Here is a 16,480-nt window from a genome sequence, read left to right as displayed (position 1 = left end):
CGCGTCGACCTCCGCACCAGCCTGCTTCTTGAACGGCTCCGCCTCCGCCTCATCACCCTCACGGTAAGTCTTGGCAGCAGTACGGACATTGTCCGCCGTCGTCTTCACACCCTCACCCGCCGAACTCACCGCCTCCTTCGCCTTCTCACCCGTCGGATTCACAATCAACGGCAAAAACGCACACAACAACCCATACGCATCCGTCGACATAGCACTGTCCGCCGCCTGCACCGCCGTATGCAAACGATCCACCAAACCGTCCAAATGACTCGCGTGCGCGACCAGATCATCCGGCTCTACCTGAAAAGTGCCCGCCATCAACCGCTCACTTCCAGTCCGTGTTCTTCCAGTCACCGATCACCGGCGGCGCGACAACCTCATCCGGCGAAAAGAACGAGGGGTCGTCCGACTCGACGAAGTCGGCGATCTTGTGCTCCTTGTCCTCCGGACCCTTGCCGCCCTTGCCGCCGGCGCCCATACCGCCCATACCGGGCGAACCGGCCGCGCCCTTGGCCCCGGCACCGGCGGCCCCGCCACGGGCGGCCAGCTCCTCCGGGGTCAGGCTGCCGGCACCCGTCGCGTTGCCCGGGCCGCCGAGCGAGCCGCCCTTGGCGCCGCCGATCCCGCCGATGCCACCGGCACCGCCGCCGCCGAGGCGGCTGCTGATGCTTTCACCGTTGACACCGCCGCCCAGGCCGATCGGCGGGATCTTGCCCGTGCCGCCCGGGCCGCCGCCCGTGCCACCCGGACCGCCGAGCGAGATGCCGCCCGGGATGCTGGGCGGGGTGTAGCTGGGCCCGCCGCCGGGCGGGAGGTTGACGTCCGGGATCTTCGGCGGGGTGTAGCTGGGGCCACCGCCCGGCGGCAGGTTGACGTCCGGGATCTTGGGCGGCTCGTACCCCTGGATCTGGGTGCCCTCTTTGTTCTTGTCCTTGGGCAGGCCGAGCGGCGGGATGTTCAGCGGCGGCGGGGTGAAGGACGGCGGGTTGCCGCCGCCGGGGATGTTGCCGCCCGGCATTCCCGGCCCGGGACCACCCGGCGGGAGGTTGAGGTCGGGGATCTTCGGCGGGTTGTACCCCTGGACGTGCGTGCTGTCGCCCGGGTTGGGCAGGTTGAGCGAGGGCATGCCACCCGGTCCCAGCGGCTTGCCGTCGGGACCGACCGGCTGGCCGTTCGGGCCCAGCGGGAGCCCGTTGGGCCCGAGGGGCTGGCCGTTCGGGCCGACCGGCTGGCCGTTCGGACCCAGCGGCTGGCCGTTGGGCCCCAGTGGCAGACCGTTCGGGCCGAGCGGCTGGCCGTTCGGGCCCAGCGGCTTGCCGTCCGGGCCGAGGGGCTGGCCGTTCGGACCGAGGGGCTGGCCGTTCGGGCCCAGCAGCGGCTTGCCGTCCGGGCCCATCGGCTGGCCGTTCGGACCCACGGGAATGCCGTTGGGGCCCAGCACCGGCTTGCCGTCCGGACCGAGCGGCCCGCCGTTCGGGCCCACCGGCTTGCCGTCCGGGCCGAGGCGCGGGCTGCCCTGCAGCTTCGGCGAGAACGAGCCGGGGCTCGCGCTGCCGCCGGCACTGGCCAGCTTCGGCGGGGCCGGGAAATGCGGCGTGGCGACGGCGCCGGCGATGGTCTTGTCGTACTGCGTCATGGTCTGCGCGGCCTGCTCACGCGCGGCCTGCTGCTCACGGAACTTGTTGACGATCAGCCCGGCCGTCGCGCCGTACACCACCGGGTCCTTGACCTGCTGCAGCTGCGCCATGGACTGCGCCACGTCGAACTGGACCGGCGGGTTGGCCTTCATCGCGATCTGCGTCTCGTTGAGCGCCTGCGAGTGGATCTCCTGCTGCCGCCCGGACAGGGCCGAGCCCTGCGCCGTGGTGCCGAGCCACTGGCCGACGTTCGCGAGGTGCTCGCGCGCCGCGTCGCCGCCGCCGCCCTGCCAGTCGGAGGCACTGGCGTTGATGGCGCTGGCGAGCTCCTTCTGGTGCCCGGTCAGGGTGTTGCCGACGTTCACCCATTCTTCCGAGGACGAGGCCACGGTGGCCGGGTCGGCCTGCTCCGTGATCGCCTGCTGCATCTGCTCGTGGGTGGCGTTGCCCCAGTCGGTCACCGGCGGGGTGCCCGGGTCACGCATCGTCAGCCCGGCGCTCAAGTCCTTGCTGCTGTTCTTGAGGTTCTGCTCGTAGATCGCCTGGATCAGCTTGTTCTTCGCGTCCGGGTTCAGGGCCGGGCCGACCCAGGTGCCCATCAGGTCGGCCTCCAGGGTCGACACGTTGCGCAGGCCGTCGCCGGAGATCTCGGTGTTGGAGATCGGGCCCACGTAGTACTTCGACGACGGGTCGGCCGTCATCTCGTACAGCTTCGACGAAGAGTCCATCTTCGCGTCGTAGTCCGGCGACTTCGGGTCGTAGCCCGGCGACTTCGGGTCGGAGACCGCCGCCGCCTTGTTCGCTTTGTCAGTGGCAGAAGACACGGGAGGGTCCTTCAGCTCTCGTCGCCGGCGGGGCGAAGGTGGGTCAGCGTGGTCTTGGTGCCGGACTCGCGATCGGCGTAGTTCTTCTTGGCCAGCTTGATCGCCTCGATGTAGGTCGGGAACTCGTCCCGCGCCGCCTGCAGCTGCGTGAGCAGGCCCTGCGCGTCGTTCGCCGTGGCGCTCATGTGCTGGGCCACCCACTGGCCGGTGGCGGTGGACGACATCGCGGGCGTCTCCCCAACCTTCTGCAGCGCGCTCCAGCGCTGCTGCAGCGTGTCCACGACGGCCTCGAGCGCGGCGATCATCTTGTCACCGGTCGTGTCGTCGACCGCGAAGCTGCCGGTGCGGGCCATGTCCATCATCTTCCTGCCGGACAGCATCGGCTGCAGCGGCTGCGCCGCGTCGAGCCGTTTCGCGGTCGTCTTGAGCGCGTCGTACTCGGTCTGGTCCGCCATCGCTTTCTCTTCCTTCTCGTCACTCATGACTGCCCGGGCCCTCCCGGTGTTCCGAGGAGATCGCCCGCCCGGGCCATGACATCGATCTGGGCCGGGTTGAAAAGATCTTTGATCGCCGCGTCCATCATGTCGGCGGCGAACTGCGGGCCGCGAGGCGCGTCCGCCGTCGCGTCCTTCAGTTCCGGGCAGCCGGCGGTCAGGGCGCCGATGGCCGGCGCCAGCCGCTCGGCCAGCCGGCGCCGGGCGTCCTCGCCGGCGTCGGCGGGCAGGTGGTCGAGCTCCGCCATCGCCGGGTCGTCGTGCCACCGGCTGAGGATCTTCTCGTAGGCCCGCCGGCCCTTGGGGCCCAGCACCCGGCCGAGGACCACGAAAAAGGCGCGGCCGGCGTCGGAGAGGTCCGCCCAGGCCGCCGCCGAGGCCAGGTCACGCGCGGTGGTCAGCTCCGTCGGCGCGCCCTGGCTCAGGATCAGCTCCAGCTCGACGCGGGTGCGCCGCAACCGCTCGACGGTGGCGGCCAGCTCCTGGTCGAGTGAGCGCAGCGCCGCTACGAAGTGCTCGTCGGCCTCGCCCATGGCGGCGATCTGGGGCAGGGAGAACCCGAGCGTGGTCAGCCGCTTGATCCGCAGCACGCGGAGCAGGTGGGACGTGCCGTAGTGCTTGTAGCCGTTGGCGCCGCGCTCCGGCTCCTTGAGCAAGCCGATCTCGTGGTAATGCCGCACCGCGCGCACGCTGGCACCGGCGAGGTCGGCGACCTCGCGAGTGCTCCACGCCATGGCTCCCCTCCAGCACTTCGTACCGCGGCCCCGGCGTGCCGCCCAGGCCCATTCAAACCCATGCCGGAGCGGCACGGTCAAGCTTTGCTGCCCGTAATACCCGTGCCGCCGCCCGTCCACATTACTGCCGTTTACCGGACCTGGTCGGGTGGGCTCGGCCGCCTGTTCGCATCCGGCTTCCCCTTCCCGGCCCGGCGCCGGCGCGCCGTCTGACACCAGTGGACACGCTGCCGGCGCGGCATGGGGAAGAACCGGCCCGATCTTCACCCTTTCTGACCGCTTTACCTGCCCCCATGTCCACCGACAGTGACCAGCGGGCAACCTCCCCTCTACACCGGCAAGCCCCAAGGCTCGGCGGGACCCGCCGAGTCGACCGGGCCGAGTTCGAAGTCCGGCCGGTCCCCTTTCCAGTACACGAACGCCTCCTCGCCCCGGCCCAGCCGCACCTCGACGTCCCCGTTCGCCTGGCGGCGCCAGTCCCGTTCCCGGCCCCGCGCGTCGCGGACGGTCAGCTCGCCGTCGATGCCCGGCCGCAGCACGCACGGCGCGCCGGCCTCACTGCGCACCCGGAGCCACCGGGTGCGCCCGCCCTGGCGCGAAGCGCTGATCAGGAACGCGCCCTGGGCCCGGAAATCACGCATCGCGATGTCCGGCCACGACGAGGGCACCGCGGGAAAGAGCCGCACCACCCCGCCCCAGCTCTGGCAGAGCATGTCGTGCATCGACTGCGCCGCGGACAACGGCGTCTCGATGACCGGGCCGGACTCCTTGTACATCGTGTTCGGCCGGACGAAGCGCGCCAGCAGCTGCCCGAGGTAGTCCGCGGAGTCGTTGCCGCGAAGCATCTGCGCGGAGATCGACGCGGCGCCGGTGAAGCTGTACCCCTCCAGCGCGCCCTCGAACCCGATCCAGTGCGCCAGCGACTTCTCGATCAGCGCGCGGTGCTCCGGCTGCTCCCAGTTCACCTGGTAGAGCGGGTAGACCTGCAGCAGGTGCGAGTAGTGCCGGTGCGATTTGGCGAACGGCACGCCCGCGCCGATCATGTAGCCGTTCTCGTCCACCGGGTACGGCGCGAGCGAGGCGAGCACGGTGCGCCACTTCGGCGCGAGCGGGTCGTCGATCCGCAGCAGCCGGGCGGAGTCCAGCAGGGTCGTGCAGCCCCACCGGATCAGCGCGAGGTCGTAGTTGCAGTCGGGGGCCAGCTCGCCGTACTCGGGCGAAAACGTCTTCGGCAGGTGCAGCCGGCCGTCCGGCCCGGGGGCGAGGAACTGCAGGTAGTAGTTGATCGCGCCGCGCAGCAAGGGAAACAGCACGTCGCGCAGGATCGCCTCGTCCATCGTGTGCCGGTAGCTGAGCCACACGTTGTTCAACGCGAACGCGAGATTGCCGACCTCGGGCGTCGGCGTCTCCTGGCCCGGGATTCCCACGGCGTACCCGCTGTTGCCGTCGCTGGTGCCGTTGAGCAGGGTCATGTCCGTGGTGCGCGGGATGCCGTACGAGTCCGCCCGGTGGGCCTCGGCGAGCTGATCGCGCAGCCGCTGCCGGTACCGGCCCAGCGTGGGCGTGACCGCGTCCAGCTCGAGGTGGTTGGAGCCGTGGATGAGCCAGTATTCCAGCTGCACGTTGAGGTTCCACCAGACCGCGGGCCACGGGGTCGGCTCGAGCCACGGCCCGGTGGTCGCCATCACCGGGGCGTCCTTCCGGGTGGCGGAGGCGACCTTGTACAGCTGGATCCAGTAGAACGACTGCAGCCGGGTGTCCGGAATGGACAGGAAGCTCTGGCGGTAGTAGCGGTGCCACCAGCTCCGGTGGTCCGCGACGAGCCAGTCCAGCGGGCGGGCGGCCGCGCGGACCGTGCGCAGGGCTTCGGGCGCCGCGGTCCGGCGCGGGTGGGACCAGGCCACGGCGGTGTACAGCGTCCGCCTCGTGCCCGCGGTGACTTCGCGCCAGGCGGTGACGTGCTCGCCGCCGGCCAGCAGCGGCTGCACGGCCAGCCGGTCCGGGCCGCTGGTTTCGAGGCTCGCCGGCGGGTTCGCGGTGTACCCGGCCGGCGGCGGCTTGTGGAACTGCGGCGCGGTCCGCGGGCTGACCGCCTCGGCCGGGTGGAAGACCCAGCGGAACTTCCGCTCCCCTTCGGTCGGCCGCACCTCGACCGCGAGCACGGACCGTTCGCTGGGCACCACGGCGCGCAGGGCGAGACTGCCCGCGGTGGTGACGATCGTGCCGGTCAGCTCGGCGTTCCACAGGTCCAGCCGCCAGTCGACGCCGGTGATCGTGCCGGCCGGCTCCAGCGTGAAGTACCCGATCGGCAGCCGGGCCAGCCCGAACAGCGAGCCGAACTCCGGCCGGTGGTCCTGCACCTGCGTGTGCTGGACGGTGAAGCGGATCGCGTTGGCGCCCGGCTCGGCGTAGACCCCGGTGCCGAGGAAGCCGTTGCCGAGGAACGGCCCTTCGTCCCAGGCCTGCGGCAGCCGCCGCCAGCGCAGGTCGGCGCCGGCCAGGAAGCCGGCCCAGCCCCGGTCGCCGAGGTCGCCCGCGCTCCCCAGCCAGCCCGCTTCGCCGCCGGGCAGGGTTCCCGGTGGCCGGGTTACCGCGGACGCGGTCCCCGGGACGGCCATGGCCGCGCCGGCCCCGGCCATGATCCCCAGCACCGCACGCCGGTTGATCTCGTTCACGTCCAGCTCCGTTCCGGGCCGCCGCAGCGGGCCCAAGCCGTGATCGTGACCGGCACACCACGGTGCTGCCCGGCGTGAGGCACCAGCGCCAGTCGTGAGCGGCGCGAGCGTACTCATCGGATGTATTTCCTCACAAGGGCGGAAAGTTCTCCGGTCGTTTCGGGTTGCTTCTGAATCGGTCCCTGCTTCCGGCGTTGATACATCTGATCTATGCTGCGGCGAGTCCGGGGAATCAAACGCGCTCGCCGGACGCTGAGGTGTGCGTGAAGAAGATTGGATTCCTGTCGTTCGGCCACTGGTCGGCGAGCCCGCACTCCGAGACGCGGTCCGCCGCCGACTTCCTGCACCAGTCCATCGACCTGGCGGTGGCGGCCGAGGAGCTGGGCGCGGACGGCGCGTACTTCCGCGTGCACCACTTCGCGCGCCAGGCGGCCAGCCCGTTCCCGCTGCTGTCGGCGATCGGCGCCCGCACGTCGAGGATCGAGATCGGCACGGGCGTGATCGACATGCGTTACGAGAACCCGTTGTACATGGCCGAGGACGCGGGCGCCGCCGACCTGATCTCCGATGGGCGGCTGCAGCTCGGCGTCAGCCGCGGCTCCCCCGAGCAGGTCATCGACGGCTGGCGGTACTTCGGTTTCCTCCCCCGCGACGGCGAGACCGAGGCCGACATGGCCCGCCGGCACACCGAGGAGTTCCTCGAGGTGATCGAGGGCGAGGGCTTCGCGCAGCCGAACCCGCGGCCGATGTTCGCCAACCCGCCCGGGCTGCTGCGGGTCGAGCCGCACTCGGCGGGGCTGCGCGAGCGCATCTGGTGGGGCTCCAGCTCGAACAGCACCGGCGTCTGGGCCGCGAAGCTGGGCATGAACCTGCAAAGCTCCACGCTGAAGACCGACGAGTCCGGCGAGCCGCTGCACGTCCAGCAGCGCAAGCAGATCGAGGCCTACCGCGAGGCCTGGCGAGAGGCCGGCCACGAGCGCGAGCCGCGGGTTTCCGTCAGCCGCAGCATCTTCGCGCTGACCAACGACACCGACCGCGCGTACTTCGGCCGCGACCGCAACTCCCAAGACCAGATCGGCATGATCGACGAGACGACCCGCGCCATCTTCGGCCGCTCGTACGCCGCCGAGCCGGACGAACTGGTGCGGCAGCTCAAAGAGGACGAGGCCATCCAGGCCGCGGACACCCTGCTGCTGACCGTCCCGAACCAGCTCGGCGTGGACTACAACGCCCACGTGCTGGAGAGCATCCTCACCCACGTGGCGCCGGAGCTGGGCTGGCGCTGAGCCCGGCGGGGCCGGTCGAAGAAGCGCGGATGGTCCACTGGGCAAGGCCCGGACCGGCTCGGCGCCCCCTGGCGCCGGAGCCGAGCGGGATTTTGGACAGCGCGGCCGGCGCCGTGAAAACGCGGTGCGCGCACCGCATCGGCGCCGGTACCGTCCCGCCCATGTCCTCTTCGGAAGCGGCCTCACCGGAAGCGCTGGTCTCCGCACTGGCCGATCCCGCGCGGCTGCGGTTGTTCGGCCGCATCTGCGCGGCACCCGACGGACTTGCGGCCGCAGGCGACGCGCGCACGGCGAAACTCGCGCGTCGCCTGGTGTCGGCCGGGCTCGTTTCCCTTGCGGAGGACCGTTACCGCGCCGTCCCGGAAGCCTTCCGGGACGCGCTGGCCAAGCCGCCGGCCGATCCGGTCGAGGGCTTGTTCAGCCGCGGCCGGCTCGTCGCGATCCCGCGGCCGGGACGGCTCCGTCAGGCCGTGTTCGCGCGCCTGGCCGGCGAATTCACACCGGGGCGGCGTTACACCGAGCGAAACGTCCGGGACAAGCTCGCCCCGATCCACGACGACCATGCCGCGCTTCGCCGTCACCTCGTGGACGAAGGCCTGCTCCGGCGCAGCGACGACGGCAGCGCGTACTGGCGCGCCTAGCCCTACCAGGGCAGCTGGTCGGCCTCTTCCTCCTGGAAGGTGCCGGTCGGGCCGTCCGGGCCGACGACCTTCGCGCTCACCCCGGCCGGGCGGCCGCCGCCGTTGCCGGTGCCGATTTCGGTGTTGGTGCAGCCGGGCTCGACCGCGTTGAACTTGACCTCCGGCACCGCCTTCGCGTAGTGGACGTTGGCCACCACCGGGTTCCGCGATTTCCGCAGCACGGCAGCGCGGCCTGGGTGACGCGGATGACGCCGACGGCGTTGGTGCCGAACATCTTCAGCGCTTCGGGTCCGTTGAGGGCCATCAGCCCGATGCCGGCGTTGCTGACCAGCACGTCCAGGTGTCCTTCGGCCGCCTCGATCGCCTTCATCGCGGCCTCGACGGAGGCGTCGTGCGGCACGGACCGCACCCCCAGCTCGGAGCCGACCTTCCACCCGCGCTCGACGCTGCGCGCTCCGATGTAGACAGTGCGGCCCAGTGCGGCGAGCGCGCAGGCCGTTTCGTAGCCGATGCCCTTGTTGGCAACGGTGATCAGTGTTGTCGTCATGGCTGCCACGGTCCGCCCGGGCCCGGCGGACTACCAGTCGTCCGGTCTTCCCGGGACTGCCGGTACCAGGCAGCACCGCGGCCGGCCGGGCAGACTGGCCGCTCTGGCGACGGCGGAGTTCGGGCGGGCGGTGCGACGCTGGCGCGACCGGGTCACCCCCGAGGCGGCCGGGCACCGGCGCGCGAGCGGGCTGCGCCGGGAGGAGCTGGCCCAGCTGGGCGGGATCTCCGGCGACTACGTGACCCGGCTGGAGCAGGGCCGGGCGACCAGCCCCTCGGCACAGGTGGTCGAGGCGCCGGCCCGCGCGCTGCGGCTGTCCGCGATCGAGCGCGCCCACCTGTTCCGGCCGGCCGGGCTGAACCCGCCGGGGCCGGAGACGGTGCCGAAGTTCATCAACCCCAGCGTCCACCGGCTGCTGGACCGGCTGACCGGGACGCCGGTCGCCGTCTTCGACGCTTCCTGGACGCTGCTGCCGGCCAACCCGCCGTACGCGGCGCTGATGGGCGACCCGTCGGGGTGGCGGGGGTTCGAGCGCAACACCGTGTGGCGGCACTTCGCCGGGCCGGGCTCGCGGGCCCGGCACACCCCGGAGTCGCTGGCCCGGTTCCACGCCGGCATGGTGGCCGACCTGCGCGCGACCCGGCCGACCCACAGCTGCGGCGGATGATCGCCGAGCTGCGCGCCACCAGCGAACGGTTCGCCGAGCTGTGACAGTCCGGCGCGGCCGCCGAGCAGGAATCCGGGCTCAAGACCATCCTCCACCCCGAGGTCGGCCCGGCGAAGCTCGACTGCGACGTCTCGCCGTGGCGGCCAGCGACCTGCGGATCATGGTCTACACCGCGGAACCCGGCACCGAGGGCGCCGAGGGCACCCAGACGCTGAGCAGCTGAACGCACACCGCCCAGCCGTCGAGGCCCAACGGCAAGCCCGTGTTCGGCCGTCGGGTTGGCGGCAGCCGATCGGCTCGCCCGGTGATCGGGTCCAGCGCGGCCGCTCGCGGGATCCGCTGCCGCGACACCACACCCGGGTCACCCTCGGGCCGGGCCGTTACGCCCAACTCCGACTGACATCTAACATGTCAGTCGGCATCGCGGACGCCACATGGCCGCGATCCAGGGCGGTCCCCCACTGGCCCAGACCAGTCACAAGCCCGATCAGCCGCGCGGGCAGCGCCGGAGAACGCGCTCACTCAGACCGTCCACTCAGGACAGCAGACCGGGAACCCACGGCGCGGCGCCGAAACCGGCTGACGATCGGCTGGCCGAGTAGCAGCCCGGCCAGCACCAATGCGATGCCGCCGACCTGCTGACCGGTCAGCGTGTCACCGGCCAGCAGGGTGCCCAGCAGCACCCCGGTGACCGGATTGAGCAGCCCGATCAGGCCGACGGACGCGGCGGGCAGGTGCTTCAGCCCGCTGAACCAGGCGGCGAACGCCAGCGCGGTGGCCACCACGGTGACGTAGCCGAACCCGAGCAGCATGTCGCCGGTCAGCGCCGGCGGCGCGCCCTCCACGACCACCGCCGGCGGGATCAGCAGGAGGCTGCCCGCGATGAGCTGCCAGGAGGTCGAGGCGATCACGTCCACCTCGCCCGACCACCGTTTCGCCAGGATGTACCCGACCGAGGACAGCGTCATCGCGCCCACCGACGCGGCGACGCCGAGCGCGTCGACCCGCACCGCCGCGGTCAGCAGCATCAGGCAGGCCCCGGCGATGCCGATCACGGCCCCGGTCAGCGCCGGCACGGTCGGCCGCTCGGCGATCAGCAGCCAGGCCAGCAGCATCAGCACCACCGGCGAGGTGGCCATGATCATCGACGCCAGGCTGGTCGGGAGGGCCTGCGCCGAGACGTAGACCAGCGTGAAGAACGCGCTGGTGTTCAACGCGCCCAGCACCAGCGACTTCCACCACCACGACCCGCGCGGCCGCCGCCGGCAAACCGCGAGCAGGAGCAGGCCGGCCGGCAGCGCTCGAAGGATCGCGCCGTACAGCGGGAAGCCGGACGGCAGGAGTTCATGGGTGACGAAGTAGTTGGCGCCCCAGGCGATCGGCGCGACGGCGGTAGCCAGGCTCCACCGCAAGGTAGCTTCCATGGAAGCTACTATACCTTCCTGGGAAGCTATCATGGGACGGGTGACCGAACCGCTGCTGGACCACGTCGCCCGCATCCAGGCCGAATGGGCGCGCGAACGCCCCGACCTCGACGTCAGCCCGCAGGGGGTGATCGGCCGGCTGCACCGCGTCGCCTCACTCCTGACCGCCCAGCTCTGTGTCGTGTACAGCCGTTATGGGCTCAGCGAGGGCGAATTCGACGTGCTGGCCGCGCTCCGCCGCGCCGGGGACCCGTTCGAACGCGCGCCCGGCGAGCTGGCCGCGTTCACCATGGTCACCACGGGCGCCATGACCAAGCGGATCGACCGGCTCGAACGCGCCGGCCTGGTCACCCGCCGCCCCAGCACCGCCGACGGGCGCGGCCGGGTGGTCGCGCTGACCCCGGCCGGCCGCGAGCTGATCGACACCGCCTTCACCGCCCACATGCACAACGAGCGCCGCCTCGTCGACGACCTCGCCCCGGCCGACGCCGGGCAGCTGGAACAGGTGCTCACCACCTGGCTGGCCCAGCTCGAAGCGCCCCAGGCCCCGCCGCGGAAGCCGGGTCACCACGGCTGATCAGGCGGCCTTCGGACACAGCCGCCGCACGGGCCGGCCGGGCTGCCCGGCCGAAACGCAACCGCCGGGCAGCCCCTGAAACGCGGTGCTGCCGAAGTTCGCCGTGACGACCAGTGCGTGGTCGCCGAAGGTGGTCTGCTGGACGCGGCCGTCACCGGACAGCGTGCGGAACCCGGTCATCGCCTTCGTGCCCGCTCCCGCTTGGAGATCGGCGAAGAAACGTTGCAGTGAAGCCAGTTCCGGACCCTCCTCGGTCAGCGCCTGCCGGTCCAGCGCGAGATTGAGCGGGGTGTTGTAGAGCATCGCCAGCAGGATCCGGGTGACGCGCTGCGCGGGCAGCTTGTCCAGGGGCAGCTCCCAGCGGTCGAGGCTGATCACCGAATCGTGCAGCACGGTCTCGTACAGGGGAACGCGGTAGCGCGGGTCGAACATCGCCTTGGCGAGGTCCGCGGAGATCGTGGCCGGCTTGAAGAAGAAGCCGGGCCGCGTGGACGGCCAGTAGGTCCCCCAGGTGCCCTTGTCCCGTTCCGCGGCCCACAGCCCGTCCGCGGCCGGAGTGCTGGAGCCGTGGCTGAAGGCCAGCACCTGGTTCGCCCACGCCCCGGCGCTTTCCGAGCCCAGCACGAACCGCCCGCTCAGCTTTGCCATGCGGGACAGGCGGTTCGCCCGGTCCTGCGCCTCGGTCATCGGGTGGGCGGCGCTGTGGTCGCGGAACAGCTCGCCGGTGGCGTCGACGTCGAGGAAGTAGCTGTCCGCCCCGTTCGCGGCCGTCGCGGCGACGCGGCCGGCGAGGTAGTGGTGCGCGGGCTCGGCGTCGGCGAGGGCCTGGGAGCTGACGTAACAACCACGTCCGCCGAACCCGGTTTCCGGCTGCCCCTGGGCATTCTCGACACAGGCTTGCGGCCAGACCGGCGACGGCCAGCGCGCGGCCGGGGTGTCGGCGGTCGCCGGGTCCTGCGCGTTGTCCCAGCTGTCGTACGGGCCTACCAGGTAACCCGCGTCCTTGGCGGCGCGCACGGCGTCGGCGGGCATCGGGCTGTCGTCGGAGTCGTAGCCCAGCCACATCCGGCCGAGGCCGAGCTGCTGCATCTGCCGCACGGCGCCGGCGCTGCGGCCGTCACCCCAGAGATAGGCGTGGAACGCGCCGATCAGCTTGCCGACCGCCGGATTGGCGCGAATCTTCTGCTCCAGGCTGCCGAGCTGACCGTGGCTGGCCAGCCACCGCCGGTAGTCCAGCGCCGGCGCGACCGGGGCACCGTCCGTGATGCTGAACGCCACGGTGTAGCCGACCGCGGCGCCGGCGGCGGCGAAGTGGTGATAGGTGACCGTGTGCAGGCGGCCCGCGGTCGAGACGAAGCGCAGGCTGGTGCCGAGGTCGGTCGGCACCACGTACCCGGCGCCGACGGAGCCGAGTGTGTAACCCCAGAACGGCATGCTGAGGTCCTGCAGGCGCACCGGGTCGGTGCCGCCGAGCTGACCGTTCCACCACGGGTCGGCGAGCGGCACGGAAAGCCCTTCCCCACGGGGGAACTGCACGGCGCTCGCGGCCCGGTCCGTGCCGGTGACGGGCCAGCTCAGGTCACCGTCCGCGCTCGCGCGCAGGTCGACGACCAGGCGGCCGTCACGCGCCGAGGCCGAAGCGGTGAGCCCCCGGCCCGGGTAGGACCAGCTGTATGTTCCATTGTGGACGGACATGGAACCCGGCGCCCCCAGCGGTTCCCGGGCCCCTTCGGAGAGCACCACCGTTCCGGCGGCGGTCCGCGCGTCGACCCGCAGGGTGGCGGGGTCCAGCAGCGCGACGCCGCCCTGGACCGGGATCGCCAGCGCACCGTGGCCGAGGCGCGCCCCGGCGTCCGCCTGGGCCGCGGTCGTCAAGGTCAAGCCCGCCACCACCGCCAGCGCGACGGCCGTTTTCGTTCGTTCGCTCATGGGCGTCCACCGTGGACGGCGGAGATGAGCGGCAGATGAGATCAGCCCGGCGGCGGGAACCCCACGGTGAACTCGGCTCCCCCGCCCGGCGGCGACCCGATCTCGACGCGGCCGCCGTGCGCCCGCACGACCTGGGCGACGATCGCCAGCCCGAGCCCGGAGCCGGGCACGTCGCGAGCCGTGGCCGAACGGTAGAACCGGTCGAACACCCGTGGCCGGTCCGCCTCCGCGATCCCGGGGCCTTCGTCGCGCACGCTCAGCCGGCCGTCGGCGAGGCCGACGGTCACCGTGCTGCCCGCCGGGGCGAACTTCGCCGCGTTGTCCAGCAGGTTCGCCACCGCGCGGGCGAGGCGTTCCGCGCTGCCGGTGACGAGGACCGGCGCCAGCCGCGCGGTGAAGGTGATCCCCGGCCAGTGCCGCCGGGCCAGCTCGACCCGCTCCCCCACGACCTGCGCGAGGTCGACTTCCTCGGCCTCGGACGGCGGTTCGTCGCCGCGGGCCAGCTCGATCAGGTCGTTGACCAGCTGGGTCAGCTCCTCGAACTGGTCGCCGATCCGGCGCAGCACCACCCTTCGCCGGTCCTCGCCGAGCCGGCCGTCGAGGGCCAGCAGGTCGATGTCCGAACGCAGGGCGGTCAACGGGGTCCGCAGCTCGTGCGAAGCGTCGGCGACGAGCTGCCGCTGGGCCGCGAGGGATTCCTCCAGCGCGGCGAGCATGGTGTTGAAGTGCCGGGTCAGCTCGGCCAGCTCGTCCCGGCCGCGCACGGGGATCCGGTGGGCCGGGTCGCGCGTGCGCGCGATGTGCCGGCTGGCGGCGGTGATCCGGGCCAGCGGGCGCAACCCGGCCCGCGCCACCAGGTAGCCGAACGCGCAGGCCAGCACCACCCCGCCCGCGCCGGCCAGCAGCAGCACCCGCCGGATCCGGTCGAGGCTCTGCGTCACCTGGTCCGAGCGCACGGCCACCTGCAGGGCCTCGCCGGGGCGCACCGGCACGGTTTTCACCCGCAGGGCCAGGCCGTCGGAAAGGACGTCCCCGGTGAATTCCGCGCGGGTGCCCGCGGCGACCTGGCGGGCCTCGGGCGTGACCGGGAACAGCGTGGGCCCGGCCGGCTCGGGCGTGACGAGCTGCGCGCAGGCCGGCGCCGCCAGCCACTCGCAGCTGAGGCCGTCGGGCCGGTACCAATCCCCCTGTTTGAGCTGCAGCTGGACCCGGTTCGCCTCGCGGGTCAGGCTGACGTCGAGCTGGCGGCCGAGCTCACGGTCGAAGAAGAAGTAGGCGGCGAACGCCATCGCGGCCACCGCGACCGCGACCGACAGCGCGGCCAGCACAGCCAGCCGGGTACGCAGATTCACGGTTCCCTCAGCTGATAACCCACGCCGCGCACGGTGTGCACCAGCCGCGGCTCGCCCTCGGCCTCGAGTTTCCGCCGCAGGTAACGGATGTAGACCTCCACCGGGTTGCTGGCCGGGCCGAAGTCGTAGCCCCACACGCGTTCGGTGATCACCTCGCGGGTCAGCACCTGCCCTCGGTTGCGCAGCAGCAGCTCGAGCAACGCGAACTCGGTCTCGGTGAACTGGATGGTCCGCTCGCCGCGCTGCCCTTGCCGCGACGCCGGGTCCAGCACCAGGTCCGCGACCCGCGGCGGTGCCTCGACCGGCTCGGCCCCGGGTTCGGCACCGCTGCGCCGCAGCAGGGCGCGCACCCGGGCCAGCAGCTCCCCCAGGTGGTACGGCTTCACGACGTAATCGTCGGCGCCCGCGTCCAGGCCGCTGACCCGGTCTTCGGCCTCGGCCCGCGCGGTCAGCATCAGGATCGGCACCCGGCGGCCCGCGGCCCGCAACGCCCGGCACACGCCGAGGCCGTCCAGCCCGGGCATCAGCACGTCGAGCACGACCAGGTCCGGCTCGTGCTCGGCCACCGCGCGCAGGGCCGCGGGCCCGTCCCCGGCCGTGAGCACGCGGTAGGAGTGCACTTCGAGGGCGTCGGCGACGGCTGCCCGGACCGCGGGCTCGTCGTCGGCGACGAGGACCAGCGGGGCGGCGGGGTGTTCGTCCATGACCCGGTCCAGGGTAGCCGAGGCGGTTTCAGAAACCTCTCATCAACGGAGTCCACTGTGGTCGCATGGACTTCCGGCGACGCCTGCGCACCGGGCTGCCCGCGGTCGCCCTCGCGGCGCTGCTCCTTGGCCACCGCCTGGTGCCCGACGTCGCGGGCGCGGGCACCCTCGTGGACAGTTTCCTGCCCTGGCTCGGCCTCGCGGTGCTGCCGCTCGGCGGGCTGGCCTTCGCCCGGCGTTCACGGCCCGCGCAGATCGCCTTGCTGGTGCCCGTGCTCGCTTGGGCCGCGCTGTTCGTGCCGCCGATGTTGCCCGCCTCAGCCAACGGATCGAGCGGGCTCCGGGTGGTGACGCAGAACATCGGCGCGGGCAACACCGAGGCCGGGACGGCGGCCAAGGCGCTGGCCGCCACGGACGCCGACCTCGTCGCGATCCAGGAACAGACCGGGCGTACCGGCCCCGCGATCGACGCGGCGCTCCGCCCCGGGCATCCGTACCAGGCGGTCGCCGGCACCGTCGGGCTGTGGAGCCGGTACCCCGTCACCGCCGTGGAACGGCTGGACCTGGCGCAGGGCTGGGCGCGGGCGTTGCGGGCGCAGGTCCGGCTGCCGTCCGGGCCGGTGACGGTCTACGTCGCGCACCTCGCCTCCATCCGGCTCGGCGAGACCGCGGGACGGGACCGGGCGCTGGCCGGGCTGACCGGGCTGCTGCAGGCCGACCGTTCGCCGCGGGTCCTGGTGCTCGGCGACCTCAACACCGCGTCGACCGACCGCCGGTTCGGCGCGCTGGCCGCCGCGGTCCCCGAGGTCAGGACCGGGTTCGGGTTCACGTGGCCCGCCGGCTTCCCGCTCACCCGCCCCGATCACGTGCTGGCCCGCGGGCTCGCGGCGACCGGCGACGCGGTGCTCCCGGCGAACGGCAGCGACCATCGCGCCGTACGCGCGGACTTCCGCCCGTGACCGGCCACTATGGACTGATTGATCACCTCT

General features: G+C 72.4%; 15 protein-coding genes and 1 pseudogene. 5 read left to right on the top strand and 11 right to left on the bottom strand.

The window, feature by feature from the left end:
• The 5 genes from BMY97_RS10755 to BMY97_RS10735 all read right to left on the bottom strand — a co-directional run.
• A partial coding sequence (locus BMY97_RS10755; protein WP_091616126.1) for a type VII secretion target occupies positions 1 to 318 on the bottom strand: 318 nt, incomplete at its 3' end.
• A 7-nt stretch (positions 319 to 325) separates the two neighbouring features.
• Positions 326 to 2,461 (bottom strand): WXG100 family type VII secretion target, encoded by a 2,136-nt coding sequence (locus BMY97_RS10750; protein WP_245787253.1) that lies wholly within the window; start codon positions 2,459 to 2,461, stop codon positions 326 to 328.
• A gap of 11 nt (positions 2,462 to 2,472) precedes the next feature.
• The gene (locus BMY97_RS10745) at positions 2,473 to 2,943 is read right to left on the bottom strand and encodes a hypothetical protein (protein ID WP_245787252.1); all 471 of its coding nucleotides are present in this window, start codon (positions 2,941 to 2,943) and stop codon (positions 2,473 to 2,475) included.
• Complete coding sequence (locus BMY97_RS10740; protein WP_091616123.1) at positions 2,940 to 3,689, bottom strand: MerR family transcriptional regulator; 750 nt, start codon at positions 3,687 to 3,689, stop codon at positions 2,940 to 2,942. Before BMY97_RS10740 ends, BMY97_RS10745 begins: the two co-directional genes overlap by 4 nt.
• Positions 3,690 to 4,018: 329 nt before the next feature.
• Complete coding sequence (locus tag BMY97_RS10735; protein WP_091616344.1) at positions 4,019 to 6,328, bottom strand: glycosyl hydrolase family 95 catalytic domain-containing protein; 2,310 nt, start codon at positions 6,326 to 6,328, stop codon at positions 4,019 to 4,021.
• Positions 6,329 to 6,627: 299 nt separating this feature from the next.
• On the opposite strand from BMY97_RS10735, the gene BMY97_RS10730 reads away from it, so the two are divergent.
• Both BMY97_RS10730 and BMY97_RS10725 read left to right on the top strand, forming a co-directional pair.
• On the top strand, positions 6,628 to 7,650 hold the full coding sequence (locus BMY97_RS10730) for an LLM class flavin-dependent oxidoreductase (RefSeq protein ID WP_091616120.1): 1,023 nt from the start codon (positions 6,628 to 6,630) through the stop codon (positions 7,648 to 7,650).
• Positions 7,651 to 7,811: 161 nt separating this feature from the next.
• A complete protein-coding gene (locus BMY97_RS10725; protein ID WP_091616341.1) occupies positions 7,812 to 8,291 on the top strand; it encodes a DUF2087 domain-containing protein in 480 nt (159 codons plus the stop codon).
• A gap of 2 nt (positions 8,292 to 8,293) precedes the next feature.
• On the opposite strand, the gene BMY97_RS48300 is transcribed toward BMY97_RS10725, so the two are convergent.
• Positions 8,294 to 8,485 carry a hypothetical protein gene (locus BMY97_RS48300; RefSeq protein ID WP_245787261.1) on the bottom strand — a complete coding sequence of 64 codons (192 nt, stop codon included), beginning with the start codon at positions 8,483 to 8,485 and terminating at the stop codon, positions 8,294 to 8,296.
• Positions 8,486 to 8,550: 65 nt separating this feature from the next.
• Positions 8,551 to 8,838: pseudogene (locus BMY97_RS48295) on the bottom strand (SDR family NAD(P)-dependent oxidoreductase); the annotation flags it as partial.
• On the opposite strand from BMY97_RS48295, the gene BMY97_RS10715 reads away from it, so the two are divergent.
• Positions 8,837 to 9,505, top strand: a complete 669-nt coding sequence (locus BMY97_RS10715; protein WP_342744018.1) for an MmyB family transcriptional regulator — start codon at positions 8,837 to 8,839, stop codon at positions 9,503 to 9,505. The pseudogene BMY97_RS48295 and the gene BMY97_RS10715 overlap by 2 nt on opposite strands.
• Before the next feature lie 518 nt (positions 9,506 to 10,023).
• Here BMY97_RS10715 and BMY97_RS10710 read toward each other — a convergent pair.
• Positions 10,024 to 10,929, bottom strand: coding sequence for a DMT family transporter (locus BMY97_RS10710; protein WP_177231266.1), 906 nt, complete (start codon positions 10,927 to 10,929; stop codon positions 10,024 to 10,026).
• Between the two features lie 40 nt (positions 10,930 to 10,969).
• Here BMY97_RS10710 and BMY97_RS10705 point away from each other — a divergent pair, with 40 nt between their 5' ends.
• Positions 10,970 to 11,506 (top strand): MarR family winged helix-turn-helix transcriptional regulator, encoded by a 537-nt coding sequence (locus BMY97_RS10705; protein ID WP_245787251.1) that lies wholly within the window; start codon positions 10,970 to 10,972, stop codon positions 11,504 to 11,506.
• Here BMY97_RS10705 and BMY97_RS10700 read toward each other — a convergent pair whose 3' ends face one another.
• The 3 genes from BMY97_RS10700 to BMY97_RS10690 are packed head-to-tail and all read right to left on the bottom strand — an operon-like array spanning position 11,507 to position 15,491.
• The gene (locus BMY97_RS10700; RefSeq protein WP_091616113.1) at positions 11,507 to 13,435 is read right to left on the bottom strand and encodes a glycoside hydrolase; all 1,929 of its coding nucleotides are present in this window, start codon (positions 13,433 to 13,435) and stop codon (positions 11,507 to 11,509) included.
• A 41-nt stretch (positions 13,436 to 13,476) separates the two neighbouring features.
• Positions 13,477 to 14,787, bottom strand: a complete 1,311-nt coding sequence (locus BMY97_RS10695; protein WP_245787250.1) for a sensor histidine kinase — start codon at positions 14,785 to 14,787, stop codon at positions 13,477 to 13,479.
• On the bottom strand, positions 14,784 to 15,491 hold the full coding sequence (locus tag BMY97_RS10690; RefSeq protein WP_091616111.1) for a response regulator transcription factor: 708 nt from the start codon (positions 15,489 to 15,491) through the stop codon (positions 14,784 to 14,786). The genes BMY97_RS10695 and BMY97_RS10690 overlap by 4 nt, the downstream gene beginning before the upstream one ends.
• A gap of 65 nt (positions 15,492 to 15,556) precedes the next feature.
• Between BMY97_RS10690 and BMY97_RS10685 the strand changes: the two genes are divergently transcribed.
• Entirely contained in the window at positions 15,557 to 16,450 is an 894-nt protein-coding gene (locus tag BMY97_RS10685) for an endonuclease/exonuclease/phosphatase family protein (RefSeq protein ID WP_091616108.1), read from the top strand.
• Positions 16,451 to 16,480: the final 30 nt, after the last annotated feature.

The sequence above is a fragment of the Amycolatopsis saalfeldensis genome (assembly GCF_900110575.1).
In the GTDB taxonomy this organism is placed as follows: Bacteria; Actinomycetota; Actinomycetes; order Mycobacteriales; family Pseudonocardiaceae; genus Amycolatopsis; species Amycolatopsis saalfeldensis.
This window is presented reverse-complemented; position numbering and strand designations above follow the sequence as displayed.